This is a genomic window from Mesorhizobium sp. P160187, assembly GCF_057766425.1.
This window is the reverse complement of the sequence record NZ_JBYMDX010000005.1, coordinates 1086637-1112443: the sequence shown is the minus strand read 5'-3', so window position 1 is coordinate 1112443 and position 25807 is coordinate 1086637. Positions and strand designations below refer to the sequence as shown.

General features: G+C 63.6%; 29 protein-coding genes. 14 read left to right on the top strand and 15 right to left on the bottom strand.

Going from position 1 to position 25807, the window contains the following annotated elements:
• The first annotated feature begins 32 nt into the window (after positions 1-32).
• Both AC3CCE_RS30180 and AC3CCE_RS30175 read left to right on the top strand, forming a co-directional pair.
• Complete coding sequence (locus AC3CCE_RS30180; protein ID WP_023697755.1) at positions 33-302, top strand: hypothetical protein; 270 nt, start codon at positions 33-35, stop codon at positions 300-302.
• A gap of 94 nt (positions 303-396) precedes the next feature.
• Positions 397-702, top strand: a complete 306-nt coding sequence (locus AC3CCE_RS30175; RefSeq protein ID WP_023671444.1) for a hypothetical protein — start codon at positions 397-399, stop codon at positions 700-702.
• 22 nt (positions 703-724) lie between these two features.
• On the opposite strand, the gene AC3CCE_RS30170 is transcribed toward AC3CCE_RS30175, so the two are convergent.
• Together AC3CCE_RS30170 and AC3CCE_RS30165 are read right to left on the bottom strand one after the other, a co-directional pair.
• The gene (locus AC3CCE_RS30170) at positions 725-1138 is read right to left on the bottom strand and encodes a DoxX family protein (protein ID WP_352510831.1); all 414 of its coding nucleotides are present in this window, start codon (positions 1136-1138) and stop codon (positions 725-727) included.
• 144 nt (positions 1139-1282) lie between these two features.
• Positions 1283-1756, bottom strand: a complete 474-nt coding sequence (locus tag AC3CCE_RS30165) for an Lrp/AsnC family transcriptional regulator (protein WP_352625866.1) — start codon at positions 1754-1756, stop codon at positions 1283-1285.
• A 114-nt stretch (positions 1757-1870) separates the two neighbouring features.
• On the opposite strand from AC3CCE_RS30165, the gene AC3CCE_RS30160 reads away from it, so the two are divergent.
• The 4 genes from AC3CCE_RS30160 (at position 1871) to AC3CCE_RS30145 (ending at position 3863) form a co-directional block, all read left to right on the top strand.
• Positions 1871-2428: an RBBP9/YdeN family alpha/beta hydrolase gene (locus tag AC3CCE_RS30160; RefSeq protein ID WP_352625865.1), complete on the top strand. Its 558-nt coding sequence runs from the start codon at positions 1871-1873 to the stop codon at positions 2426-2428.
• Between the two features lie 83 nt (positions 2429-2511).
• On the top strand, positions 2512-2877 hold the full coding sequence (locus tag AC3CCE_RS30155; protein ID WP_023753167.1) for a VOC family protein: 366 nt from the start codon (positions 2512-2514) through the stop codon (positions 2875-2877).
• A gap of 402 nt (positions 2878-3279) precedes the next feature.
• Positions 3280-3456, top strand: coding sequence for a hypothetical protein (locus AC3CCE_RS30150; RefSeq protein ID WP_023671438.1), 177 nt, complete (start codon positions 3280-3282; stop codon positions 3454-3456).
• Positions 3457-3569: 113 nt separating this feature from the next.
• Positions 3570-3863, top strand: coding sequence for a DUF982 domain-containing protein (locus AC3CCE_RS30145; protein WP_023685943.1), 294 nt, complete (start codon positions 3570-3572; stop codon positions 3861-3863).
• A 49-nt stretch (positions 3864-3912) separates the two neighbouring features.
• Here AC3CCE_RS30145 and AC3CCE_RS30140 read toward each other — a convergent pair whose 3' ends face one another.
• Entirely contained in the window at positions 3913-4632 is a 720-nt protein-coding gene (locus AC3CCE_RS30140) for a Crp/Fnr family transcriptional regulator (protein WP_023671436.1), read from the bottom strand.
• Positions 4633-4915: 283 nt separating this feature from the next.
• Here AC3CCE_RS30140 and AC3CCE_RS30135 point away from each other — a divergent pair, with 283 nt between their 5' ends.
• Both AC3CCE_RS30135 and AC3CCE_RS30130 read left to right on the top strand, forming a co-directional pair.
• The gene (locus tag AC3CCE_RS30135) at positions 4916-5146 is read left to right on the top strand and encodes a DUF6894 family protein (RefSeq protein WP_023671435.1); all 231 of its coding nucleotides are present in this window, start codon (positions 4916-4918) and stop codon (positions 5144-5146) included.
• Positions 5147-5252: 106 nt separating this feature from the next.
• The gene (locus AC3CCE_RS30130; protein WP_023693749.1) at positions 5253-5753 is read left to right on the top strand and encodes a hypothetical protein; all 501 of its coding nucleotides are present in this window, start codon (positions 5253-5255) and stop codon (positions 5751-5753) included.
• A gap of 38 nt (positions 5754-5791) precedes the next feature.
• On the opposite strand, the gene AC3CCE_RS30125 is transcribed toward AC3CCE_RS30130, so the two are convergent.
• The 3 genes from AC3CCE_RS30125 to AC3CCE_RS30115 form a co-directional block, all read right to left on the bottom strand.
• Positions 5792-7906 carry an EAL domain-containing protein gene (locus AC3CCE_RS30125; protein ID WP_352625864.1) on the bottom strand — a complete coding sequence of 705 codons (2115 nt, stop codon included), beginning with the start codon at positions 7904-7906 and terminating at the stop codon, positions 5792-5794.
• Between the two features lie 145 nt (positions 7907-8051).
• Positions 8052-8609 carry an RNA polymerase sigma factor gene (locus AC3CCE_RS30120; protein ID WP_352625863.1) on the bottom strand — a complete coding sequence of 186 codons (558 nt, stop codon included), beginning with the start codon at positions 8607-8609 and terminating at the stop codon, positions 8052-8054.
• Positions 8610-8759: 150 nt separating this feature from the next.
• Positions 8760-9149: a DUF427 domain-containing protein gene (locus AC3CCE_RS30115; protein ID WP_352625862.1), complete on the bottom strand. Its 390-nt coding sequence runs from the start codon at positions 9147-9149 to the stop codon at positions 8760-8762.
• A gap of 818 nt (positions 9150-9967) precedes the next feature.
• Here AC3CCE_RS30115 and AC3CCE_RS30110 point away from each other — a divergent pair.
• Genes AC3CCE_RS30110 through AC3CCE_RS30095 form a run of 4 tightly spaced genes read left to right on the top strand, consistent with a single transcriptional unit; the run spans position 9968 to position 14568 of the window.
• Positions 9968-10459, top strand: a complete 492-nt coding sequence (locus tag AC3CCE_RS30110; protein WP_023685937.1) for a Csu type fimbrial protein — start codon at positions 9968-9970, stop codon at positions 10457-10459.
• A 26-nt stretch (positions 10460-10485) separates the two neighbouring features.
• On the top strand, positions 10486-11208 hold the full coding sequence (locus tag AC3CCE_RS30105; RefSeq protein WP_352625861.1) for a fimbrial biogenesis chaperone: 723 nt from the start codon (positions 10486-10488) through the stop codon (positions 11206-11208).
• Positions 11180-13600, top strand: a complete 2421-nt coding sequence (locus AC3CCE_RS30100; RefSeq protein WP_352625860.1) for a fimbria/pilus outer membrane usher protein — start codon at positions 11180-11182, stop codon at positions 13598-13600. The genes AC3CCE_RS30105 and AC3CCE_RS30100 overlap by 29 nt, the downstream gene beginning before the upstream one ends.
• Before the next feature lie 14 nt (positions 13601-13614).
• Positions 13615-14568: a Csu type fimbrial protein gene (locus AC3CCE_RS30095; protein WP_031246640.1), complete on the top strand. Its 954-nt coding sequence runs from the start codon at positions 13615-13617 to the stop codon at positions 14566-14568.
• Here AC3CCE_RS30095 and AC3CCE_RS30090 read toward each other — a convergent pair.
• The 7 genes from AC3CCE_RS30090 to AC3CCE_RS30060 all read right to left on the bottom strand — a co-directional run bounded on the left by AC3CCE_RS30090 (position 14562) and on the right by AC3CCE_RS30060 (position 21402).
• Entirely contained in the window at positions 14562-15548 is a 987-nt protein-coding gene (locus AC3CCE_RS30090; protein ID WP_023743307.1) for a branched-chain amino acid ABC transporter permease, read from the bottom strand. The genes AC3CCE_RS30095 and AC3CCE_RS30090 overlap by 7 nt on opposite strands.
• 1 nt (position 15549) lies before the next feature.
• On the bottom strand, positions 15550-16437 hold the full coding sequence (locus AC3CCE_RS30085; RefSeq protein ID WP_023693757.1) for a branched-chain amino acid ABC transporter permease: 888 nt from the start codon (positions 16435-16437) through the stop codon (positions 15550-15552).
• 175 nt (positions 16438-16612) lie between these two features.
• On the bottom strand, positions 16613-17317 hold the full coding sequence (locus AC3CCE_RS30080; protein WP_023743305.1) for an ABC transporter ATP-binding protein: 705 nt from the start codon (positions 17315-17317) through the stop codon (positions 16613-16615).
• The gene (locus tag AC3CCE_RS30075; RefSeq protein ID WP_352510836.1) at positions 17314-18105 is read right to left on the bottom strand and encodes an ABC transporter ATP-binding protein; all 792 of its coding nucleotides are present in this window, start codon (positions 18103-18105) and stop codon (positions 17314-17316) included. Before AC3CCE_RS30075 ends, AC3CCE_RS30080 begins: the two co-directional genes overlap by 4 nt.
• 14 nt (positions 18106-18119) lie before the next feature.
• Positions 18120-19328 carry an ABC transporter substrate-binding protein gene (locus AC3CCE_RS30070; protein ID WP_023743303.1) on the bottom strand — a complete coding sequence of 403 codons (1209 nt, stop codon included), beginning with the start codon at positions 19326-19328 and terminating at the stop codon, positions 18120-18122.
• Between the two features lie 208 nt (positions 19329-19536).
• Positions 19537-20595, bottom strand: a complete 1059-nt coding sequence (locus AC3CCE_RS30065) for a GSU2403 family nucleotidyltransferase fold protein (protein ID WP_352510837.1) — start codon at positions 20593-20595, stop codon at positions 19537-19539.
• 210 nt (positions 20596-20805) lie between these two features.
• Positions 20806-21402, bottom strand: a complete 597-nt coding sequence (locus tag AC3CCE_RS30060) for a YdeI/OmpD-associated family protein (RefSeq protein WP_352510838.1) — start codon at positions 21400-21402, stop codon at positions 20806-20808.
• A gap of 171 nt (positions 21403-21573) precedes the next feature.
• On the opposite strand from AC3CCE_RS30060, the gene AC3CCE_RS30055 reads away from it, so the two are divergent.
• The gene (locus AC3CCE_RS30055) at positions 21574-22188 is read left to right on the top strand and encodes a hypothetical protein (protein WP_023715162.1); all 615 of its coding nucleotides are present in this window, start codon (positions 21574-21576) and stop codon (positions 22186-22188) included.
• A 190-nt stretch (positions 22189-22378) separates the two neighbouring features.
• Here the strand turns inward: AC3CCE_RS30055 and AC3CCE_RS30050 are convergent, their stop codons facing one another.
• Entirely contained in the window at positions 22379-23290 is a 912-nt protein-coding gene (locus AC3CCE_RS30050) for a S1C family serine protease (RefSeq protein WP_352510839.1), read from the bottom strand.
• A gap of 220 nt (positions 23291-23510) precedes the next feature.
• On the opposite strand from AC3CCE_RS30050, the gene yghU reads away from it, so the two are divergent.
• The gene (yghU, locus tag AC3CCE_RS30045) at positions 23511-24380 is read left to right on the top strand and encodes a glutathione-dependent disulfide-bond oxidoreductase (RefSeq protein WP_352510840.1); all 870 of its coding nucleotides are present in this window, start codon (positions 23511-23513) and stop codon (positions 24378-24380) included.
• A gap of 152 nt (positions 24381-24532) precedes the next feature.
• On the opposite strand, the gene AC3CCE_RS30040 is transcribed toward yghU, so the two are convergent.
• A complete protein-coding gene (locus AC3CCE_RS30040; RefSeq protein ID WP_352510933.1) occupies positions 24533-25729 on the bottom strand; it encodes an aminotransferase-like domain-containing protein in 1197 nt (398 codons plus the stop codon).
• Positions 25730-25807 lie beyond the last annotated feature (78 nt).

Sequence of the window (25807 nt, the reverse complement as noted above, 5' to 3'; positions counted from 1 at the left end):
AATCATTCCACTCCAACTCGGGGGAGAGCGGGATGGACAAACCAGCCATGGCATCCGTGTTCAGGATGCGGCAAGCGCCAGCCACTGTTTCGGGCGTTCGCAGCGTCGGCCAAGGCCAGGCCGATCCGGTCATCGGCAGAAGGCCGCTCGGCGAGGCGATCCGCTTCGTCATCGACGCCCACCCCCACTACGACATCAGCGGCGTTTCGATCGCCTATGGCGACGGCTCGGCCCCTCGCCTCGGCAGCCGGGAGGTCAAGGCGCTGTGGGCCGAATATGGCCGCCGCTGGATGGAAGAGTAGCGCAGGCCATCGGCCGACGCCTATCGCTTGCATCCGCGTCCGGATCGTAACAGCGGCTCATGCGTTGAGCGTGAGCCAAATGGGAGCAACAGCCATGAACGTCGCCAATCTGCAACTCGAAGGCCTGCTGATGGCCGTCGCTTCGATCAATCAGGTGCTGGTGCGCAAGGGCCTGCTCACGGTCGAGGATATCGACATTGCGCTGCGCAAGGCCGAGGCTATCGAAACCGGCGAGGAGCGGTCCGACGGCATGTCGGAGTCCAACCGAGACGCCGTCAACTTTCCGATCCGACTGCTGGAACTGGCCAATCAATGCCAGCCGGAGGCGGACATGCCGTCCTTCTCGAAACTGGCCCGCATGGTCGGCCAGATGAAGGAACCCTACAACGACCAGATGTGAGGCGGTCTGCCGACGCGGGGCCTCACCCTCGGCCGAGCTTCGATGCCAGCACGCTGCCCGGTCCATGGACGGCGGCGAACAGCAGGCCGGCGGCGAACGGGAAATGGGACATGAAGGCGCCGAACTCGGCCTGGTTGCCGGCCCAGTGCGACGGACCGTGGAAGGCAAAGCCGAGGAAGACCACGTAGACGGCGGCGATCAGGGCGGCCGGCGTGAAGAACGCTCCGGTCAGCAAGGCGATCACCAGCAGCGTTTCGAGGATCGCGGCGCACCAGGCCAGAAACAGCGGGAAGGGAAAGCCGGCGGCGGCGATGTAGCCGGCGGTCATGCCCATATCCATGAACTTGAAGGCTGCCCCCATCGCGAACATGGCGGCCAGGGTCAGGCGGGCGATGAGAATGGCCGCGGTCTGCCACGGCGATTGAACGGCTTCCATGATGTTCTCCAAAGGTTTGCAACGGGTTCGTCCCAAGGACGGGCGCCACGCCTCCGATCCTACACCAGCCCCCGAAATTCTTTCCCGGCAAAGCCGGACCTCGCAAAAGGAGGCGCTTGCAATCCTCTTGCCGCGCGTGGCCGCTCAGAGCTTCGCCATCAGCTCCCGCCCCAGCCGCTTCGGCGGCTCGGCCCGAAGCACCACATTGGTCGTCACCGCGCCGTAGCGGCCGATGGCGTCGACGATGCTTTCGAGGTCGGGCGGCGACGGGACGACCACCTTGACCAGAAAACAATCCTCGCCGGTCACCCGCAGCACCTCAACCACTTCCGGCATGGCCGCGAATTTCTTCAGGCAGGTCTGGATGTGCTCATGCGTGGTGCGCAGGCGGATCATGGCCATGGTGCCGAGACCAAGGGCGGTGGGATCGATCGCGGCCCGGTAGCCGGCGATGATGCCGCGCTCCTCCAGCCGCTTCACCCGCTCCGACGTCGCGGGCTGGGACAGGCCGACGCGGCGGCTGAGTTCGGAAATGCCGATGCGGCCGTCCTCCTGCATGATCTCGATGATCGCCATGTCGGTGGGGTCGAGCCGTGGCCGGTAATCGCCGTTTCCCATGAACACCTTCAATCCATCGGAATTCTTGGTCGCTTTCCGATGATCTCTCATTCCGCGAACAAGGAGAAGACCTAGAATTAGGGCATCATCTGCGGCGAAGAAACAGGATTTTCCATGACCGACTTCATCATTCTGCCGGGCAGCGGCGGATCGGGCGAGGCCCACTGGCAGACACGCTGGCAGCAGGCCAACCCGGCGATGCGCCGCTTCAGCCCGGCAAGCTGGGAGCTGCCGGATTTGGACGACTGGGTGGCGGCGCTGGACGTCGCGGTGTCACAGGCAAAGACCCCGCCGGTGCTCATCGCCCACAGTCTCAGCTGCCTGCTGGTCGCGCATTGGCAGGCGGTGTCGAGCCGTCGGATCGGCGGGGCGTTTCTGGTTGCGGTTCCCGACCCGGCCTCGCCGGTCTATCCCGCTTACGGAATTCCCTTCGCCGAGACGCCGCGCGGGCCGCTTCGCTTCCCCTCGCTGATCGTGGCCAGCACCGACGATCCCTATGATCCGAACGGTTATGCCCGTGAGAAAGCCGCACAATGGGGCAGCGAACTGCACATCGCCGGGCCGCTTGGTCACATCAACAGCAATAGCGGGCTGGGCGACTGGCCGGCGGGAATGGAGTTGCTGACGGCCTTCGTGAGAGAGAGACAGGCCGACCACGCAATCGCACCATAGACGCCCGAACCGTGCGCCGCGGGCTTGCCCCGACTTGTCCCGCCAGCTATCTCTCGGGAGGGCGTTTGTGAGGGAGCCTGCGAATGGTGTCCGTCCGATATCTGGTCCGCGATGTCGATCTGTCCATCGCGTTTTATACGAGTCATCTGGGCTTCGCGCTGAAGCAGCAATTCGGTCCGGCGATGGCCATCCTGACGCGCGGCGACCTTTCGCTCTGGCTCGCCGGTCCCTTGGCGTCGGCAGCCAGGCCGATGCCGGACGGCCGGACACCCGAGCCGGGCGGATGGAACCGCTTCGTGCTCGAGGTCGAGCAATTGCCGTCAATCGTGACTAAGATGGGCGAGGCCGGCGTGGGGTTCCGCAACCAGATCGTCGAAGGTCCGGGCGGGCGACAGATTCTTTGTGAAGACCCGTCCGGCAACGTGATCGAGCTGTTCGAGCCAAGCTAGGCTTCGGCCGTCGCCTCGGATTCGGCGCCGGGCTTTGGCTGGCCTTCCCACTGCCGCTCCGCCTCTGCTTTGCGCTTCGGACAATCCTCGTAGTCATGCTCTCGCGAACCGCAATAGGAGCAGCATTTTGCCGGCGTGTCGGTTCGAAGCATTGTGGCCATGCACAAGAATGCACGAAAATTCATCCGGTTGCAGCAGCGTCTGCGACGTCGCTGCTGGGATGCGTGACCGCCAGCCTAGCGCCGCCCTCAACAGCCGCCGCCGAGGATCGGCAGAATCTCGGCGGCAGACATTGCGCGCGGCGCGTATTCGTCCGGCCTATATCAAAGTTAAATGCGGATGCTGGGCGTGAGGTGGTAGGTGATCGCGATGGGGGGACTCTCAACGCGCTCGAGGTGTCCCATGGACGTTCGAAATCTGATTGCCAAACTGTCGGCCGCGGTATTGCACCGCCGCGCCGCGTCTTCGCCGATACTGTTCAGGCCGATCCGCAACTCGCTCGCCGACATCCCGTTGAAGCCGGCGCCGCGGCCGCCTTATCGTCCGCATCGGCCGATCTGGCCGGCAAGCAACATGTAGCTCGCCGGGCTGCAACCAGTTTGTGATTTCCTCGTTTATGGCGATCCCGTTTTCAAGGAGGCAAGTGATGAGATCGATCCGGGCGAGGCGCGAATGGTTTGGATGGTGAGCGCATGAGCCGTTTTCTGCCCCTGACGATCAGATTCGTGGACGGCAGCGCGATGACGGTGTCGTCGATCGCCGACGCCAGGAGGGCGCTCGGCGGAACATGGAAGAACAAGCAGACGGCGGCCTACAAGGCGGCCGACAGGCTGGTGGACGACGCGTTGAACGGCATTTGCCGCCCGGACATCGCCTTTGCCGCTTTCCAGAATGCCGCCGCCCAACAGGGCTTGCTGAAGCCGGCCAAGCCAAGTGCCGCCCTTGCCATGCTCGACGAATTGGCGTCGCTGGATGGGCATCGTTGAAAGACCGGCTGACGGATTGCCGGCGATGTCATGGCGAACGCCGGATGGCCTATCTCGGCTCGCGATTCATGCTGAGATAAGTCGGGTCGAACTCGGCGATTTCCACCAGCTGCTGCCAGTCCAGAATGGTCACCATGTAATTCGCCCAGCCGATCACACCGATCTTGCGCAGCGCGCCGATGACCCGGTTCATGTGGACCACCGAAAGCCCAAGCACATCGGCCAGTTCCGCCTGCGACAGGGGAAGCCGGAAACTCATGCCGTTGGTCTGCTTGACCACTTGGAGCCGGACGAACAGCTCGCACACAAGATGCGCCAGGTGCGAGGTCTTGGACCGCCGGCCCATGGCCACGATCCATTCCCGGTGAATGGCGCCATCGACGAGCGTGTCCAGCCACAGCAAGCGGCTGAGATGAGGCGCCTGTTCGGTGATCGTCCTTAGCCGACTGTGGTCGGCGGCGATCACCCGGCATGGCGACAAAGCTATAATGCCATGGTCCATTGTCTTGAGCAGGAAGGCGTGCAAATCGACAAAATCGCCGGGCACCTGCAACGAGGTGAACTGGCGGCCGCCATCCTCCAGCACCTTGTAGCGCGCCGCCAGACCCTCGATGATGAGCGTGCTGTAGCCTGGCCTCGATCCCTCGGAAACGATGTCCTGACCGGTGGCAAAATCCATTTCGATGGTCATGGCGGCGGCCAGCAGCCCCTTTTCCTGCTCGGACAAAGCGTCATGCTGGCCAAGGTTGAGATAAAGCGGTTCTAGCATCGAGGATCCAGTTCGAGATTTCGTGGACATTCGTGGCCTAGCCAAACGCCGGAGATCGGGTGCGGTTGCAATCGGCCGGCACGGCGACGGCTCCTGGCAGGAAATCTGCTCAGGACACAGTCGCATGGAACCATGGGTGCGGGTTGGGATTTAATCCATGTCGCTCAAAAATGGCCCCGATTTTGAGACAACGACATGCATAAAAACACAGACCTGAAGCGCGTCGCCTGCGTCCTTCAACCGCGATGCGCCTTAGCGTTCTCACGCAGGGATCCTTGCACACATGGAACGGTTCTACTTCGACTTGTACAACGCCGAGACCCAGATTGATGAAGAGGGGCAGCTTTTTCCCAGCCGGGAGCGTGCGGGAGCCGAAGCGCTGCGCATATTGCACGATGTGGCGCGCGACGAGATACCGGAGGGCGACCACCGGCGGATCACCGTCAAGATGCTGAACGAGAACAGGGAGCAGATATTCGAAGCGTCGCTGACCATGGCGTCGCTGTGGAGTTGAACTCGTCGACCCTGTCGAGGACTGTATGGAACCTCTTGCCCTCCCCTCTGTTTCCTAAGGAGGGGCCAGCGGCAGAAGCTGCACGGCTGATTCACTGGAGGCATCTATGTCCTTGCAAAAGCTTCATCCCGAGCAGGTCGACGACACACGCAGGCTTGCCTATTCGACCTTTGCCCCGGCGCTGATCGGTTCGCTCACCAAGCGTCTGGCGCGGTGTCAGGGCGTCAAGGAACTGGGCGCCCTGGAAAAGTCGCTCATCCGTTTGATCGAAGACTCCGATGTCGATGGGCCGCAAGCCGAGGCGATGAAAGAGTTCGCCATCGAGCTGGTGGTGTCGACGATATCGGAAGCCCGCGCTCACCCCGACACCAAGAGCGATGTCGAAGCCGTTGGCGAGCGCCGCGCCGAAGGCCGCTCCGAGAACCCGCAGACGCTCGAGGAGCAGTTGCAATCAGGGCTCGAAGATAGTTTTCCGGCCAGCGATCCGCCCGCCGTCGTCTCGACCGCCATTTCCGGCGCCTCGAAGGACCTTGTCGGTACAGATGAGGTGTTGCGCCGCAAGAAGGAGGCGGCGCAGCGAAAGCAGGAAAAGGCCGACGCCGGTTAGCCGGACAACTCGCGCGAGCCCGAGGCGATGAGAAGTCGTCAGCCGAAGCGCTTTTCCGGCGACTGTCCGCTGGCCGGTGACTGTTCGCCGGCCCGCGCGACGATCGCCTCGAGCGGCTCCGGCCGGTGAAGCAGAAAACCCTGGCCATAGGCCACGCCCATGCCGCGCAGAATGTCGAGCGCTTCCTGCTGCTCGATCTTTTCGGCCACCACCGCGCAGCCGAGACTTTTGGCGATGCCCGCTATGGCCGAGACGATCTCGCGATCGAAACGGCTTTCCGCGATATTCTCGATGAACGAGCCGTCGATCTTGATCTGATCGACCGGAAAGCGCCGCAAATATTCGAACGAGCTCATGCCGGCGCCGAAATCGTCGAGGCTGACGCGGCATTGCCGCTCGCGCGCCTTGCGCACGAACTGCTCGGCGGCGTCGAAATTGGTGACGGCCGCGGTCTCGGTGATCTCGAAACCGATGCCGGAATGCGGCGCCCCGGTCTCGGCGATGACGGCGTCGACGAAATCCCATAGCAGCGGATCGCTCAGCGTCTGCGCCGACAGGTTGAAGCCGAGCAAGATGGCGCCTGACCGCATCGCCGCGCCATGCTGCGAAAGCGCTGTCTTGATGATCCAGCGGTCCAGCCGCGAGGCAATGCCGAAGCGCTCGGCGACGGGAATGAATTCGTTGGGTGGGATCAGCTTGCCATTGCGCCCGGCAAGCCGCGCCAGCACCTCGACATGGCGGCTCTCCTGCCAAGGCTGGCCCAGAAGATGGATCTCCTGGCCGAACAGTTTCAGCTGCCCGTCATCCATGGCGTCGACCGTGTCGGCGGCGACACGCGCCGCGTTGAGGCCGCCGGAGCCCGACGCCGCGTCGGCCGAAAACACCGCGAAGCGATTGCGCCCGGCCGCCTTGGCGGCATAGCAGGCGTCGTCGGCGCAGGCCAACGCATCGGCAACCGTGGTGGTGGTGTCCTCGACGAAGGCGATGCCGATGCTGGCCGCGAGCTTTCGCGAGGTCGCCGGCAGTCCGAGGTCGGCGTCACGGACCGCCGCAAGGATGGCGCCCGCCAGCGCCTCGGCTTTGGCCGATTGGCAATTGGGCACCAGCAGCGCGAACTCGTCGCCGCCGAGGCGCGCGGCGCGCGCCGTTGACGGCAGGCAACCCAATATGCCGGCGGCGACGCCCTTCAGCGCCAGGTCGCCGGCGGCGTGGCCGGCAAAGTCGTTGAGCGCCTTGAAGTAGTCGAGATCGACATAGAACACCGCCAGCGGCAGAAGCCGCTTCATGGCGATGTGTTCGGCCAGCAGCCGGTCGAAGGCGGCGCGGTTAAACAGGCCGGTCAGCGCATCGTGGTGCGCGGCGTAGGCGAGTTCCCGCTCGCGTTTCTTGTCCTCGGTGATGTCGCGCACGGTGCCGAGAATCTGGCCCGCCGTCTCGGGCGCCGCGATAAAGCGCACCAGCGATTCGACATGGCGGATTTCGCCGTCGCGCCTGACGATGCGGTATTGCGCGGCGACGACGCCGTCGGTCGAAAGCGGCGCCAGATGGGCGCGCTCTGCGGCATCCTTGTCGTCGAGATGCAGATAGGAATGCCAAAGGTCGGCAGCCACCTCGTCGGTGTCGGCGACCAGGCCGAATATCTCCCTGGTGCGGGCGTCCCAATAGCTCTTGTTGGCGTCGATGTCGTGATGCCAGATGCCGGTGCCACTGGCCGCCAGCGCCAGGCGAAAGCGCACATTGACCCGCTCGAGTTCGGCTTCCGCCTCTTTCTGCCGGCTGATGTCGGTCTGCACGCCCATCAGCCTGACCGGCTTGCCCGTCTCGTCACGCTCGACAATGCCGCCGCGGTCCAGCACCCAGATCCAGTGGCCGTCCTTGTGCTTGAGGCGCAGCTCGGTCTCGATCGAGGCGGTCAGGCCGGAAATGTGCCGCTCGCCGCTGGCCAGCGCCCGCTGGCGGTCGTCGGGATGCGTCAGCTTCAGCCAGAGGTCGTCGCTGTTGGCAAGCTCGCCATCCTCATAACCCAGCATGTGCGACCAGGTCGGCGAATAGAAACAGTCGCCGCTCACAATATCCCAGTCCCATACGCCGAGATGAGCGCGTTCGAGCGCAAGCGCCCAGAATTCGCCGTTGCGTATTTTCTCTTCAGCCATGCCCTGGTTTCGCTCACTCCGTCGCCGCCACTATGCACGCAAGCAGAGAAGAAACCGTTACCGGGTGCGCCGCGCCCACAGTGCGGACAAGGCCTGCAATCGGATCGTATCCTGCCGTGTTGCGCCATCAAGCGATCGGGATTCCTCATGCCATGGGCGCCCTGATTGGAGCCGCCCGGCCCGGCCCGGGTTCGACGATCCTTATCGCGCGGCGGCGCGCATTGTCCTCGAGCAGGCCGCGCAGTTCCTCACGTCCGCGGGCAATGCGCGACATCAGCGTGCCGGCCGGCACGCCGAGCATCTCGGCGGCCTCGGCGTAGGAAAAGCCCTCGATGGCGACCATGGTCAGCGCGGCACGGCGGTCGGGGCTGATCGCCTGCAGCGCGTCGATGATCTCGCGCGCAGCGACGTTCTCCAGCTGGTCGGCGGGAGAGGCCTGCACCTCGCCGGCCTCCAGCGGCAGCATCGAGGCCTCGCCACGCCGGTTCACCTTGCGCATCTGGTCAATGAACAGATGATGCATGATCGTGAACAGCCATTTTCGCGGGCTCTCTCCCGTCTGCCAGTTGTCCAGCCGCAGCAGCGCCCGCTCCAGGCAGTCCTGGACGAGATCGTCGGCGGAATCGCGGTCGCGCAGCAGCGAGCGCGCATAGCGGCGCAGGCGCGGGATTTCGTTGAGAATGGCTCTCTGCTTTTCGTCCATGACATTTTGTCTTTGTTTCGGCATGCCGTTGCCGCAAAACCGCTGCGCCCCCGGGTGAGGACAGCTTTGGCTGATCTGAAAAATTCCTCTGTTCATGCCTGTCGTCGGCTCCAAAAACGCTGGGCACTTTTGGGCGACAGGCATGACGCGCTAGCGCGGCGTGGCGTCGATGGCGACCCGGTCGGGATAGAAGGCGCCGTGGGCGCGAATCTCGGCCATCTCGTCGAAGGGCTGCTCATAGGCCCACATCGCATCGTTGCCGGTTTCACACGCCGGCAGCACGTTCCAGTAGCTGGCGTCGCCCTTGTAGGGGCACAGCGTCGACCGCTCCGTCTTCCTGAGCTTGCGGAAGTCGATGTCCTCGAACGGGATGTAGAAGGAGAAGGGATGGGGCGGCTCAGTCACCATTTTGGCTTTTGCCGAGGAAGCGATGATGTTGCCGCTTGCAAACACGACGACACGCCCGTTGAAGGGCTCGACGGTGATCACCTTGCCCGGATTGCGCCTGAAGCCGGGTGACGGGTTCGCATGCTGATCCATGACTGCTCTCCTTGTCCGCTGGTGGTTCGATGCCGGTCGACGGCGTCAGCTCTCACTGGTCACTGATGGGCCGGCGACAGCGGTCACACGCGACAGCTTCTGGCGCTTTTCGAGCTGTGGCTTTTCATAGATCTTCTTCATCGTTCTTCCTTTTCTGACGTCTGGCAGCCGGTCCGCGCGGCTGCCGGCCGTGGATCATGGCTCCAAGGGACAACAGGCGCATCTCCCGTCCGGCCGATGCGCCGCCGAAGGAAATCCGGGCCAGCGTGGCAAGAACGATTCGCATGTGTTTCGCCGCGATCCGACGGCGGTGGATTTATCTCAGCCGGGACGGCCATGCTTGGGCCGGGCGGAACACGGTTTTGGCGAATGCGGCCCTGTCAGCACGACCGCAAGGCTTGGACAGGCGCGAACAGCTACCGGCGCGGCTATGGCGATGGCTGCTTGGCGCCGGTGCACGCCGCGAAATATCGATAACAAAGGACGACAGGTGAGACTCTACAAAATCAAGATGATTTGCCAGATATTTCGCCTTTTCGGCACGAGAAGCAAAATAAATTTTCGACAGACGAACTTTCACTTCGGAAAAATGTCCATTTCATCTCTGTTAACCAAATATTAACCAAAATTACCCGATACATACCGAAGTTATTCGCTGTCGTAATCCGAATCTAAGTTGTAATAATCATTACACAGTTCGCTTCTGACATTACTGTATCGTTGATGTCTTGCGAAGCATGCAACGGAGGAGCTGTAGGAGTGAAATCCGGGTCAAGACTGTGTTGCGAGGAACGGTCTGCCCGACGGAGGAAACACGCATGAGATTGCTGAAATATGCGCTGCTGGCGGGAGCGTCGCTGCTTCCCATCCTGCCCGCGATCGCCGCGACCGCGACGGGCAGCATGAATGTCCGCATCACGATTACCGACGAATGCAAGGTGCAGACGGCGAGCGATCTCGATTTCGGCTCGCACGGTGTCATTGATGCGAATGTCGACCAGACCAGCACCATCAACGTGCAATGCACGACCGGCAAGTCCTACAATGTTGGTCTGAGCGCCGGAGCGGGCGCGGGCGCAACGGTTGCTGTTCGCAAGATGACCGGGCCGGCGTCGGCGACGATCGACTACACCATCTACAGGGAAAGCACCCGGACGCAGCTTTGGGGCACCACGATCCCCACCGACACGGTCGGCGGAACCGGCAACGGCGCCATTCAGCCGCTGACGGTCTACGGGCGTGTTCCACCGCAGACGACACCGGCGGCGGGCCTCTACACCGACACCGTTGCGATCACCATAACGTACTGACAATCGATACCAACACGAGGACGATCATGCGATCCATGCTTTCATGCATCGGAGCCACGGCTGTTCTGTTGCTGTGCGCCGGTCTCTCACAAGCCGCTTCGCTCAGGGTGGCGCCGACAGGTCTCGAGCTGATCTCGCCCGACGCCTCGGCGGTTCTCAACCTCAGCAACGATGACCCCAAGCGGCCGATCAATGTGCAGATACGCGTCTTCGCCTGGAGCCAGTCTGGCGGGATCGAGACGCTGACGCCGACTACGGACGTCGTCGCCAGCCCGCCATCGACCAAACTCGGACCCAATGCCCAATACGTGGTTCGCGTCGTGCGCGTCAGCAAGGCGCCGGTGCGGGCCGAGGAAAGCTACCGCGTCATCGTCGACGAGTTACCCGACCCGTCGCGCAAGAAGGCCGGTACGGTCGCGCTCGCGCTGCGCTACTCCGTGCCGGTGTTTTTCCGCGACGCCGATGCGGCCGCGCCGGCAGTCGCCTGGAGTGTTTCGCGCAAGGGCGGCAGTCTTGTGCTGACAGCCAGCAATACCGGTGAAAGTCGTCTCCGCTTGTCCAACCTATCCCTGACCCAGAACGGCAAAAAGCTCGGCAACCGAAACGGGCTCGTCGGTTATGTCCTGGGCGGCGCGACCATGCAGTGGCCGATCGGCAGCGGCAAATCACTGTCAGCGGGCTCCGTGCTTTTGAAGGCACAGAGCGATCTTGGACCCTTCGATGCCAACGTTGCCGTCAAGGGCAAGTAGCGTCGCTGTCATCGTCGCGGTTGCGACTTTCACACCTTGCTTGGCGGTGCGTTCGCAGGAATTTCCGGCCGTGACGAACCTCGAACAGCTGGCTTCCGTTTTGCCAGCGGGCCGCAGCCTCTATCTCGAGGTGTTCATCAACGACGTTTCGACCAAGCTGGTCGGCAATTTTATCGAGATGCCGGATGGTGGGCTGGCGGCGGCGCCCCAAGAGCTGAAGGAGGTCGGCCTGAAACCGCCGGAGGACATAGCCGACGCCGGCGGCCTGGTCAGGCTCGACCAGTTGGCCGACGTTTCGTTTCGGATCGATGAGGTAGCCCAGCGCCTCTACGTCACCGCCGCCAATGACAGCCGCGAGGCGCGCATGGTGGATCTCGGCTTGCGCTTGCAGGACCGGCCGGCGCCGCAATCGGGCTTGGGCGCGGTTCTCAACTATTCGCTGTTTGCCAGCTCCAACACATTGTTCGACAAGGACGTCGAGCTGTTCCAGGGCGTTTCCGGCGGCTTCGATGCGCGCGTGTTCAGCCCCTATGGAACGCTCAGCCAATCCTTCATCGCCGGCTATTCCGACGGCAGGCTGGGCGGCTTCACGCGGCTCAACACGACATGGAGCTATTCCGACCCCGACCGGCTGATGACCTATCGGGCCGGCGACTTCATCTCCGGTGGATTGTCGTGGACGCGTCCGGTCTATCTCGGCGGCATCCAGGCGCAACGCAACTTCCACCTGCGATCGGACCTGGTGACGCTGCCCCTGCCCTCCTTCGGCGGCACGGCGGCTGTGCCGTCGACGCTCGAGGTCTATACGCAGAACGTGCGCAGCTATTCCGGCGACATCCAGCCCGGGCCGTTCCAGGTCACCAATCTGTCGGTGTTCACGGGCGCAGGACAGGCGCAGGTGGTGCTGCGCGACAGCCTGGGCCGCGAGACCACGGCCACCTTGCCGTTCTATGCCTCCAGCATGCTGCTGCGCCAGGGACTGCTCGACTTTTCCGTCGAGGCAGGGATGGCGCGGCGCAATTTCGGCATCTCCTCCGACGATTATGACGGCCGCGTCATGGGGGTCGCCAGCGCGCGTTACGGCGTGACCGACCGGCTGACATTGGAAGCCCATGCCGAGGGCGGCGCCGATCTGATCAATGGCGGCATAGGTGCTGCCTTCCCGCTCGGGGCATATGGCGCAGCTTCGCTGGCCGTCGCCGGCAGCCATCATGACGGACGCACCGGGTCGCTGGTCGATGCCAGGGCCGAGTTCGGTTATGACGGCTGGGCGATCAACGCCCGCATGCAGCGGTCATTCGGCGGCTTTGAAGATCTCGCTTCGGTGACGGCACAGCCGGTCATACTCGATCCCGATGATTTCACCCGTTTCAGCGCCGGCGTGCCGCGGGCGGTCGACCAGGTGACGCTCAGCGTGCCGATGCCGATCGACTTCTCCAGCCTCAACTTCTCCTATACCCACCTCAAGGATGCCGAAGGCGAGACCAGCCAGATCGTCGGCCTCTCCTATAGTCAGGCGATCTTCAAGCGCAGCACGCTCTATGCCACCGCCTTCGCCGATCTCGACGACGACAGCAGCTATGGCGTGTTTGCCGGGATTTCGATCCCGTTCAACGACGAGATCTCGGCGTCGACAGGCGTCGAGCAAGGCCCTGACGGCCTCAATGTCACTGCCGACCTCGCCAAATCGGAGCGGGCCGAGGACGGCAGCATCGGCTGGCGGCTGCGCACCTCGGAGGGCGAGGTCCCCAATCGTTCGGCAGCGGTCAGCTACCGCGCGCCGTTTGCGCGTTTCGAGGCCGGCGCCCAGCAATTCGACAAGGACTTTCGCGTGACCGGCCAGATGGACGGCGCCATTGCGGTCGCAGGCGGCGGGGTGTTCGCCACCAACCGCATCGACGATGCCTTTGCCGTCGTCGATGTCGGCACGCCTGATGTCGAGGTCTTGCATCAAAACCGGCCGGTAGGCAGGACCGACAGCAAAGGCCGCATCCTGGTCACCGGGCTCAACTCCTATGAGCTGAACACGGTCTCCATCGACCCCAAGAATCTACCAGTCGACGCGGATGTCCCGGCTACCAAGGAGACCGTCGTCCCAGCCGACCGCAACGGCGTCGTGCTGAAGTTCGGCGTGTCCGAGGCGGCACAGGCCGCGCTGGTGACGCTGGTCGACTCGAGCGGAACGCCGCTCGAAGCCGGACTGTCGGGACGCGTCGATGGCGGCACTGAAGACTTTGTCGTCGGCTATGACGGGCAGGCCTATATCAAGGGCCTCGGCAAGCAGAATTCCGTGCAGGTCGAGCGCGCGGACGGCGGTTCATGCCGGGCAGAGTTTCCCTTCGAGGCGGTGCGTGGCCGGCAGGTGGTGATCGGGGACGTGGTGTGCCAATGAACATCCGACGCCAGGTGCTGCGCGCAACGTTCATCATTGTCCTTATGCTGCTGCCGTCGCTCGCCCGCGCGCAAAGCTGCAGTTACACCGTCACCAGTTTGAATTTCGGCCTCATCGACACGCTGTCGGGCACCGCGGCGACATCGACAGCCACCTTCACCGCGACTTGCAGCGGCAGTTTGCCATTGCTGCTGCCGGTCCTGGTGTGTCCGCATATTGCCGCCGGCACCGGCGGTGCAACCTCGGCGGCGGCCCGGCAGATGGCGAGCGGCGTCAACAGCCTCAACTATCAACTCTATTCGGACCCCGCAATGACCGTTGTCTGGGGCACCCATAACTGGGCCTATGCCTCGCGCCCGCCACCGCTGCTGCTGAGCCCCAATCTCTTCGGCAACTCAACCGACACCCTGACGCTCTATGGGCGGGTTCCCGGCGGCCAGGCGACCGTCCCGCCGGGCACCTATGTGTCGACATTTTCGGGCGGGCAACTCGAGTTCCGCTCCCGGACAACCCTGTTGAGCAGCAGCTGCGACACCGGCGCGGGCAACTTGGGCACCAGTCCGACCTTCACCATCAACGCCACGGTCGCGGCAAACTGCCTGGTCGCCACCCAGAACATCGATTTCGGCCCCAAGGGGGTGCTCGACGCCAATGTCGACGCCACCGGCCAGGTTACGGTCACCTGCACCCCGTCTACCGCGTACACGGTTTCCCTCAATGGCGGCACGACAGGGGGCACGCCGACCACCCGCAAAATGTCGAAGGGCGCCGAGAGGGTCACCTACGGCCTCTACAAGGATCTGGCGCGCTCGCAGCCCTGGGGTGACGCCGGAACGCCGGGAAGCACGGTGGCCGGCACCGGAACCGGTACGGCCCAGGCGCTCACCGTCTATGGCCGCGTGCCGCCGCAGACGACGCCCTCGGCCGGCGTCTACACCGACACGGTGGTGGTGACCATCACCTATTGATCGCGGCCCGCCTCGCCGTTGGCCGGCGCCAGCCAGCGCGCGTAAATCTCGCCGACGATGCCGCGGCGAAAGACCAGCACGCAGATCATGAAGATCAGGCCGGTGGCGATGGTCACCGGGAAGCCGGAGGTGGCGAGCGTGTTTTCCAGCCCGACGACGAGGCCGGCGCCGACGACAGGACCGACCATGGTGCCGATGCCGCCGAGCAGCGTCATCAGGATCACCTCGCCCGACATCTGCCAGGTGACGTCGGTCAGCGTCGCGAACTGGAAGACGATCGCCTTGGTGGCGCCGGCAAGCCCGGCAAGGGCTGCCGACATGACGAAGGCGGCGAGCTTGTAGCGGCCGACCGAATAGCCCAGCGAGATGGCACGGTTCTCGTTCTCGCGGATCGAACGCAGGATCATGCCGAAGGGCGAGTTGACGATGCGCCAGACGGCGAAGACGCCGATGAGGAATACGGCAAGCACGACGAAATACATGTTGAGCGTGACGTTGAGATCGACGATGCCGAACAGATGCCCGCGCGGCACGCCCTGTATGCCGTCCTCGCCTTCGGTGAACGGCGCCTGGACGCAGAAGAAATAAAACATCTGCGCCAGCGCCAGCGTGATCATCGAGAAATAGATGCCTTGCCGGCGGATGGCGAGGAAGCCCATGACCAGGCCGAGCACGGCCGCTCCGGCGGTGCCGAGCAGGATGCCGGCCTCGGGCGGCCAGCCCCATGCCTTGACGGCGTAGGCGCAGAAATAGGCGGCGGCGCCGTAGAAGGTGGCGTGGCCGAAGGACAACAGCCCGGTGTAGCCGAGCAGCAGGTTGAAGGCGCAGGCAAACAGCGCGAAGCACAGCATCTTCATCAGGAAGATCGGATAGACGAAGAAGGGCGCGGCTATCAGCGCCAGTATGGCCAATGCCAGCAATACCCGCTCAAGCCGCACGGAGGCGGCGGTGCGCTGGTCGTGAAGGGCTGCCTCGCTCATCTCAGGCGTCCCTTCCGAACAGGCCGGCGGGGCGCAGGAGCAGCACGATCGCCATGATGACGAAGACCACGAGGTTCGACGCCTCGGGATAGAACACCTTGGTCAGGCCCTCGGCGAGGCCGAGCATATAGCCGGTGACGATGGCCCCGAGAATCGAACCCATGCCGCCGACCACGACGACGGCAAAGACGACGATGATGATATCGGAGCCCATCAGCGGACTGACCTGGTAGACGGGTGCTGCAAGAATGCCGGCCAGGCCTGCAAGGGCCGCGCCCAGCCCATAGGTGAGCGTCAGCAGCAGCGGCACGTTGACGCCGAAGGCCTGCACCAGCTCGGGATTTTCGGTCGCGGCGCGCAGATAGGAGCCGAGCCTGGTCTTTTCGATCAGGAGCCAGGTGCCGATGCAGATAATGAGCGAGGCCACCACCACCCAGCCGCGATAGTTGGGCAGGAACATGAAGCCGAGATTGGTGCCGCCGGCAAGCTGCGCCGGAACGGCATAAGGGTTGCCCGACACGCCGTAGTAGAAACGGAACACGCCTTCGATGACCAGCGCCAGTCCGAAGGTGAACAGCAGCCCGTAGAGCGGATCCAGGCGGTAGAGCCGCGACAGCGCCACGCGCTCGACTGCCATGCCGAAGACGCCAACGATGAGCGGAACCAGGAGCAGCGCCGGCCAGTAGCCGATGCCGAGATGGACGAGCAGCAGGTAACCGATGAAGGCGCCGAGCATATAGAGTGCGCCATGGGCGAAATTGATGATCCGCAGCAGGCCGAAGATGACGGCCAGGCCGAGGCTCAGCATGGCGTAGAAGGAGCCGTTGATCAGCCCGACCAGCATCTGGCCGAGTAAGGCCTGGACGGGGATGCCGAAGATCATGGTCATGGCGTCACCGAGGGTGTTGCAAGCGGGATGCGTCTGTGCGGCACGTACCCCCACCCGGACCTTCGGTCCGACCTCCCCACAAGGGAGAGGAAGGGCGGTGGCCCTCCACCCTCCCCCTTGTGGGGAGGGTCGCTGCGCAGCAGCGGGGTGGGGGTACTGCCGTGGGCTGTCGTCATCATACCCCCAACACCTCGTGCAGCTGTTGCGTGTGAGCGGCAAGCTCGCTTGCGGCAAAACCCTCCACCACCTTGCCGTGCTCCATCAGGTAGAAGCGGTCGGCGATGCGGGCGGCGAAGCGGAAATTCTGCTCGACGAGCAGGATGGTCATGCCGCGCTTTTTCAAGGTCGCCAGCAGTTCGCCGATGCGCTGGACGATGACCGGCGCCAGGCCCTCGGTCGGCTCGTCGAGCAGCAGCATCTGCACGCCCGTCCGCAGGATGCGGGCGATGGCCAGCATCTGCTGTTCGCCGCCGGAGAGTTTGGTGCCGGGGCTGTTGCGGCGCTCCTTGAGGTTGGGAAAGAGACCGAAGATTTCCTCGACGCTCATGCCGCCCTTGGCCACAACCGGCGGCAGGATCAGGTTTTCGTCGACGGTGAGCGTGGCGAAGATGCCGCGTTCCTCCGGCACGAAGCCGATGCCGCGATGGGCAACACGATGCAGCGGCAGGCGCATCAGGTCGCTGCCGTCGAAGGTGACACTGCCGCTGCGCTTGCGGACCAGCCCCATAATGGCGCGCAGCGTTGTGGTCTTGCCGACACCGTTGCGGCCGAGCAGCGTCACCGTCTCACCGCGAAAAACGTCGAGGTTGACGCCATGCAGCGCATGGCCCTCGCCATACCAGGCATGGAGATCGCGCACGGCAAGCAGCGGCTCACTCATGCTCGGTCCCCCTGCTCGGTCCCCATGTAGGCGACCCTGACGCGCTCATCGTTGCTCACCGTTGCGTAGTCGCCGGCGGCGAGCACCTGGCCGCGCTGCATGACGGTGATCCAGTCGCAAAGGTCGGCGACGACGGTGAGATTGTGCTCGACCATCAGCACGGCGCGGTCCGTTGCCAGCGAGCGGATGATGCCGGAAATGACGCCGACATCCTCGTGCCCCATGCCGGCCATCGGCTCGTCGAGCAGCAGCACTTTCGGGTCGAGCGCCAGCGTGGTGGCGATCTCGAGCACGCGCTTCCTCCCATAGGAGAGATCGCCGGCCGGACGATGCGCGACATCGTCGAGCCCGACGATGTCAAGCAGCTCGCGCGCCCGTGGAGTCAGTTGGTCAAGCGCGGCCAGCGAGCGCCAGAACTGGAAGCCGAGCCCGCCTGGCCGCTGGAGTGCGACGCGGACATTGTCGAGGACGCTCAGATGCGGAAAGATCGCCGATATCTGGAACGAGCGGACGAGACCCATGCGCGCTACCCTGGCCGGCGCGGTGCGGGTGATGTCGTTGCCCAACAGTTCGATCCTGCCGCTGCTCGGCTGCAGGAACTTGGTCAAGAGGTTGAAGATTGTCGTCTTGCCGGCGCCGTTCGGCCCGATCAGCGCATGGATCTGGCCGTGATGGACGTCGAGGTCGACATTGTTGACGGCGACGAAACCGGCAAAGTCGCGCCGCAGGCCGCGGGCGGAGAGCACCACCCGCGGCTTGATTTCGGCACCGTCCGGCTGGACGGCCACGGCTTGCGCCAGCGTCACTTGGTGACGAGCGGGCAGCCGCTGTCTTCAGCCTTGATGAAGGCCTTGTCGCCCGGAATGGTCGCAAGGTAGGTGTAGTAGTCCCAGTCCTTCTTCGACTCCTCGGGCTTCTTGACCTGATAGAGATACATGTCGTGCACCATCGAGCCGTCGGCCTGTACCTTGCCGTTGGCGTTGATGATGTCGTCGACGGGCATTTCATGGAGTTGCTTGGCGACCGCCTCGGTTTCGTCGGTGCCGGCCTTGTCGATGGCCTTGAGATATTGCAGCACCGCCGAATAGGTGCCGGCCTGGATCATGTTGGGCATGCGGTTGGTGCGCTTGAAGAAGCGCCCGGCGAAGTCGCGGCTCTTGTCGTCGCGGTCCCAGTAAAACCCTTCGGTGAGCACCACGCCCTGCGCCGCCTGCAGGCCGAGGCCGTGCACCTCGGCAAGGGTGAACAGAAGGGCTGCCAGCCGCTGGCCGCCGGCGACAATGCCGAACTCGGCCGCCTGCTTGATGGTATTGGAGGTGTCGAGGCCGGCATTGGCAAGGCCGATAACCTTGGCGCCGGAGGACTGCGCCTGCAGCAGGAAGGAGGAATAGTCGGTGGAGCCGAGGGGGTAACGCACCTCGCCCAGCACTTTGCCGCCGCTTGCCTCAACAACCTTTGAGGTCTGCTCCTTCAGCGAATAGCCGAAGGCATAGTCGACGGTGATGAAATACCAGCTGTCGCCGCCCTGCTGCACCAGCGCGCCGCCGGTGCCGACCGCCTGCGAGTGGGTATCGTAAGCCCAGTGGAAACCGTAGGGCGAGCATTGCTTGCCGGTCAGGTCGGCCGATGCCGCTCCGGTAACGATGTCGATCTTCTTCTTTTCCTTGGACAACCCCTGGACGGCGAGCGCCACCGAGGATGTCGTCAGTTCCATGATCGCGTCGACCTGCTCGGTGTCGTACCACTGGCGCGCAATGTTGGAGGCAATGTCGGGCTTGTTCTGGTGATCGGCGTTGACGATCTCGATCGGCGCGCCCTGCACCTTGCCGCCAAAATCCTCGACCGCCATCTTGGCGGCCTCGACCGACCATTTGCCGCCGAAATCGGCATAGACGCCCGACTGGTCGTTGAGGATGCCGATCTTGACCTTGCCGTCGGAAATTTCGCCGGCCGCCGCCGGCATCGCAGTCGCCGCAAGCAGCGCGGCTGAGACGAGATAGGATGCTTTCACAGGTGGTTCCTCCCTTGTGGCCGACGCTGGAAAACGCGGCGGCCTTGCAATGGTTCAACAGTTCCGTCCGGTTCTCGCTGAAATCCGGGCCAGCGCCCGCCACTTCTCCTCTTGGCAACCCCTCCGCCCTGGGTGCGCCGGGAACCGTAGCATCACATTTCGCGAGGCGAGAATGCTATTTTCGTAGCATGGCGTGCTAGCGCGGCCGCTACCAGTCGGGCTCAATTGGAGAGTCTTCGGAAAAGCCGCTCGGGCCAGGCAGAGAGAGCGTTGCGGCGGCAGCGTCCAGCAGTGCCCCCGGAAGCCCTTTGAGATGCTCGCTGTCCAGCGGAAGCGCAAGATAGCCCGTGGCAATGCGTGCAGCCGCTTCCGCCTGTTCACGATCTCTCACTGCCTTGACCGCAGACCGATCAGGCCGCGTGGCCAGCCAAGCCTTGTGCAGAGCGAACATTCGAGGGTCGACCGTCGGTATGCTTACGGGATAGCCACGCTCATCGATCGCCACAGCCTCCACCTTCGGGGCTTTGATGAGCCATTGCAGCCCCTCCATGGGTGCGCTGTCGAGGTCGTCGGCAAGCTGTGTAATCGAGGTAGTGGCGTTGTTCTTGAGGACATGTCTTGCCTGCGGACGGATCAGGTCGACCAGATAGCCATCACGGTTCGCTGCCCTGAAGGCCCGGGGCTGGAGCGGCTTGAAGGACCTGTCCACTTTACGCAACACGCCTATCAGGCCGGACTGGCTTACCCTCTCGCCGGTCACGAAGCTGATGCGACGTCGGGAATCGAAGAGCAGGTCGATGTCCCCGGTTGCCGTGAGACCGCTGGTGATCTGGACGCCCGCCAGAGCCTCGTAAGCGAACAGCGCATTCGTGCCGACGACCAGCAACTGCTTGCCCAGCAGGTCTGTTTCGGCGCACCGCCGCAATATCCGTGCGGCGATGGCCGGTACCCTGCCCAACCCCATTGCCACATTGACTTTCGCCAGGCCGTTCAGGCGATCGGCCAGACCTGCCAGCAGATCCTTGTTCTGCACCCTGCCCTCGGAAAACGCAGCGAACGCCTTCTCCGTCTGGCTGCTTTTCGGCCCGAGTGAATTCTCGACCTGCCGGACCTTCCGCAGCAGGTATTCAGCACCGCTGCGCTCAACCCAGCGCATGCTGCCTGCAAAGCGCCTTTGGCGCTGGTCATCAGCATGCTGCCAGGCCTCGTAGACCTGTTGCGTATCTATGAGTTGGCGCCGCTGCTCGCCGGTCAACTCTCTCAGCATCGTTTTCCACTCTTAAGCCAGGATCACGTTAGCATAGTGGAAAACTCTTATTAAACAATATGTTGTTATGTTATTTCCACTATCGCAGCTATCACCCGCGCGACGAGTGGAAAATACCGAAGAAACAATAGGTTATGTCGAGCAAGGGAGGGCAGAACCTCACAAGCGGGTTTTTAGCTGCGCGCACCATGGCAGCCGCTTGCCGTCGCCTCACCGCTTCTGCGGATAGATCGTCTCGCCGCGCTTCAGCATCGCGACGAAAGCCCCGATCTTCTTCCTGCGCCCCGCCTCCGTCTTCATGTTGTGGGTGCGGAAGGCGAGCGCGAAGCGGTTCTGGGCGGAAAGCTTTGCCAGCATCTCTTTTGCCGCGGGTTCGGCATCGATGGCGGCCTGCAGATCGTCAGGGATCTTCATGTCCTTGCCTGAGGCATAGGCGCGGTCCCAGCGTCCGTCGGCCTTGGCCGCCTCGACCTGTTTCAGCCCGTGTTCGGTCATGCGGCCCTCCTCGATCAGGCGGGCGACATTGTCGATGTTGATCTTGCTCCAGATGCTCTTCTTGCCGCGCGGCGTGTAGCGCTGCAGAAAGCTCTTGTCGTCGAGCGGCTTGCGTATGGCGTCGATCCAGCCGAAGCACAGCGCCACGTCGATGGCCTGCTTCGGCGTGATCGAGGCGAGGCCCGAGCCGACCTTGTGGACCTTGATCCAGACCTCGCTCTCGCCGGCATGATTTTCGCGCAGCCAGGCGTAAAAACTGTCGGGATCGGGGAATTCATGAACCTTGTCGGGATCGACCTTGAACGGCGCCATCATCACCTCGTTGTTGCCGGGCCGGCTGTATCGGCTGTCGATGCCAGTTTCCGTCAGCGGCGTCGATACCCCCTAGCCTATTGCGAGCCGGCTTGCGCCCAAGCCGGCGCTCATGGCAGTTTCCCGGCTGGTCGAGCCGGGCAAGGCAGACTGCAATTCGGGGGAAATGCCATGCGATCGATGTTACTCGGCCTCATCCTTCTGCTGCCGGCCTCGGCGCTCGCCGAACCCATCGAAACCCAGAAGATCATCACCGCGCTGACCGGCGACTTCAATGGGGACGGCGCCGCCGATCTGGCGATGATCGTCGAGACCGAGCCCGAAGACGATACCATGGACATGCATTTCTTCCTGAGGGACAAAAAGTACAATTTTCTGAAACCCGCCGGCGTCGTGCATGAGCAGGTCTACGGCGAATGGAACGACTACGACCAGCCGCATTATGAGGGCTCCGGCATCGAACCGGAGTTGACCTTGCTGCCCAACGGCTCGATCAAGATCTATCTGCCGGGGCTGATCGGCCCCGGCGAGCGGACCGACATGACGCTGACCATCGCCTGGCGCAACGAGGCCTTCGTCGTCGCCGGCGTTGCCTATGACCATTACAAATACCAGTCCGTTGTCGTCTACAGCAGCTGCGACTACGACGTGCTGACCGGCAAGGGCAAAAGTATGCAGACGCAGGATGATGACAGCAAGGTGAACAGTATCGTGTCTGTCGAAGGCCAGGTCGTGCCCTTCGCGGAGTGGGACACGGGGACGCCTTTTAGGGTATGCGGGGATTGAGGGGGCAGCCAATCTCCCCCCTCGTGGGGGAGATGGCCGGCAGGGGGGCCGCTGTCCCGCCAACGCACCGGCCAGTGTCAGCCACGTTTATCCCGCGATTCTTGTCAGAAAATAGATCGAGAGGTCGCGATCCTTCGCGCCCCCCCTCTGCCCTGCCGGGCATCTCCCCCACTTGGGGGGAGATTGGCTTTTACTGCAGATGCGGTTTCTTCAAGAAACTGTTGCGGTCGGCGGATTTTACCCTGAGCCAGGTTTCGCGGCCGCCGCGTACGACCCTGAGAGGAATCTCCGAACCCGCCGGATTCTGCCATAGCTTGCGGTAGAAATCGGCGAGCCCGTCGACCTCGCTATCGCGCACGTCGGAGATGATGTCGCCCTGGCGCAGGCCGGCCTTGGCGGCGGGGCCGCCTTCGGCGACGCTCATCACCACGACCGCGCCGTTCGACTCGGCCGAGAAGGCGCCGAGCCATGGGCGTGGCGGCTTCGCCACCTGGCCGCGCGTCAGCAGATCGTCGAGGATCGGGGTCAGAAGGTTGATCGGCACGACCATGTTGATGTCGGCGACCTCGCCGTTGCGGCTCATCTGCAAAAGCAGCGAACCGATGCCGAGCAGGCTGCCATCCTGGCCGATGAGCGCCGCGCCGCCCCAGGACGGATGCGCCGGGGCAATGAAGATCGCCTCGTCGAGCAGATATTCCCAATAGCCGGCGAATTCCTGCTTGGTGACGATGTGTGCCTTGACCGAGCGGCCGGTGCCGTCGGCAAACACCACGGGGTCGCCGATCTTGGCCTTTGAGGCGTCACCCAGCGCCACCGCCGGCAGGCCGAGCGGCGCCAGCGCCTGCACCAGGCCGAAGCCTGTCTCCTGGTCATAGGCCAGCGCATGTGCCGGCACGACACGGCCGTCCTGGTCGGTCAGCCAGACCTCCTCGGCCTCGGTGATGAGATAGCCTATGGTGAGCACCAGCCCGTCGCCGCGGATGACGACGCCGCTGCCTTCCCGGCGCGTGCCCAAGGCATTGGCCGTGAAGGCATCGTCGGGAACCATGGCGCGCACGCCAACGACGGAGCGCAAGAGCGGGGAAACGGGATCGATGGGCATGCTTTCATCCTGGCAGATATGCGTGGGCAGTATCCTCTATAGGTATGCCGCGCTGCACAGGGCGCAAGGGCTTAGGCAACGCTGACATCGATAATAGTTCAACACAAGTTGAACCTTTCTGAATTGCACCTATGTGTTCCAGTATCTACGTTCCGCCGACTTTTCCGCCATCAGTCTCGCGCCGTCGTTTTCGCCCCGCCAAACCCAAGGAATTCCCCGCATGACCGAATACATCCCGCCGAAAGTCTGGAGCTGGAAGAAAGCCAATGGCGGTACGTTCGCCAGCATCAACCGGCCTATTGCCGGTCCGACGCATGACAAGGTGCTGCCGGTCGGCAAGCATCCGCTGCAGCTCTATTCCCTGGCGACGCCGAACGGGGTGAAGGTGACTGTCATGCTGGAGGAGCTTCTGGCGCTCGGCCACAAGGGCGCCGAATACGACGCCTGGCTGATCCGCATCAACGATGGCGACCAGTTCGGCTCGGGCTTTGTCGAGGTCAACCCCAACTCCAAGATCCCGGCGCTGCTCGACCGCAGCGGCAAGACGCCTGTCCGCGTCTTCGAGTCCGGCTCGATCCTGCTTTATCTCGCGGAAAAGTTCGGCGAGTTCCTGCCGACCGAACAGCCGGCGCGCGCGGAAACCTTGTCCTGGCTGTTCTGGCAGATGGGTTCGGCGCCCTATCTCGGCGGCGGCTTCGGCCATTTCTACGCCTATGCGCCCGAAAAAATCGAATACGCCATCGACCGCTTCGCCATGGAGACCAAGCGCCAGCTCGACGTGCTCGACCGGCGGCTGGCGGAGACTGAATATCTCGGCGGCGCCTTCTATTCGATCGCCGACATGGCGGTATGGCCCTGGTATGGCGGCCTTGCGCTCGGCCGCATGTACAATGATTCCGCCGAATTCCTGTCGGTGCAGGACTACGAGCACGTACAACGCTGGGCCAAGGCGATCGACGCCCGCCCGACCGTGCAACGCGGCCGCATGGTCAACCGCGCCTTCGGCGACCCGGCCATGCAACTGCACGAGCGCCACGACGCCGGCGATTTCGAAACGAAGACGCAGGATAAATTGGTGGTGGCGGAGTGAGCTAATCTCCCCCCTTGAGGGGGAGATGGCCGGCAGGCCAGAGGGGGTCGGCTCGACTGGGCGCGACCTCCTGCGACTGATGAAGGTTAGCGCTCCACGCGCGGCGACCCCCTCTGTCGCCTTCGGCGACATCTCCCCCTCGAGGGGGGAGATTAGCCCATCAATTTCGCCAGCCTCGGCACGCCCTCACCCACGGCGCGTTCATCAGCCAGCGTAAAGCTCATCCGCATCGTGTTACGTCCCGAACCGTCGGCATAAAATGCGTTGCCCGGCACGAAGGCGACGCGGGCTTCCTTGACCGAGCGGGCGAGCAGTGCCGTGGCGTCCGCACCTTCAGGCAGCGTCAGCCAGACGAACATGCCGCCTTCCGGTCGGCTCCAGCTGACGCCATCCGGCATTTCCGCTTCGAGCGCTGCAAGCAAGCCGTCGCGGCGCTGGCGATAGGCGCCGATCAGCTTTTCCACCTGGCTGTCATACACGGCCTCGGAGACGCGGTGCATGACCAGCTGGTTGATCGACGGGCTGTGCAGATCCGACGCCTGCTTCATCAGCACCAGCCGCTCGACGACGCGGCGCGGCCCGCAGACCCAGCCGACGCGCATGCCCGGCGACAGGATTTTGGAGAACGAGCCGCAATAGAGCGTGCGGGCGTTTTCGATGCCGCCTGAGCGTTCGCAGTCGAGCGCCAGGATCGGCGGCTGGCCCTCGCCGTCATAGCGCAGCGCGCGATACGCGGCGTCCTCGATGACGGCAATGTTGAGCTCGCCGGCGAGGTCAAGCACCGCCTCGCGCTGCTGGCGATTCAGCGTCTCGCCGGTCGGGTTGGCGAAATCCGGCACGAGATAGGCGAATTTCACTTCGCCGCCTGCAGCAGCAGCCGCCGCCTGGTAGGCGGCCGGCGTCATGTTGCCGCCATCCGGCGTCAGCCGGTCGTAGCGCGGCTCATAGGCGTTGAAGGCCTGGAGCGCGCCGAGATAGGTCGGCCACGTCACGAGCGCTGTGTCGCCGGGCGACAGGAACAGCTTGCCCAGATAATCCAGCGCCTGCTGCGAGCCGGAGGTGATGAAGATGTTGTGCTCGTCGCAGGCGATGCCAAGCTTGCCCATCTGGCCGGCCAGCCATTTTCTGAGCGGCAGATAGCCTTCGGAGACCTGATACTGAAGTGCTGCGCTCGCCTCCGCGCCGCCCAGCACCGAGGCGTAAGCATCGGCGATCGCCTGCGCCGGAAACAAAGCCGGATCGGGGATGCCGCCGGCAAAGGAGATGATGTCGGGCTGGTCGAGCAGTTTGAGCAGCTCGCGGATTTCCGACGCTTTCATGCGCGAGGCGCGCGACGCCAACAGGTCCATCAAACTCACGAGCCAACCTCCCGGGATACGGCATCTGGTCCAGCATGACCGTTCCGGCCATGCGAATTAGGTCAATCT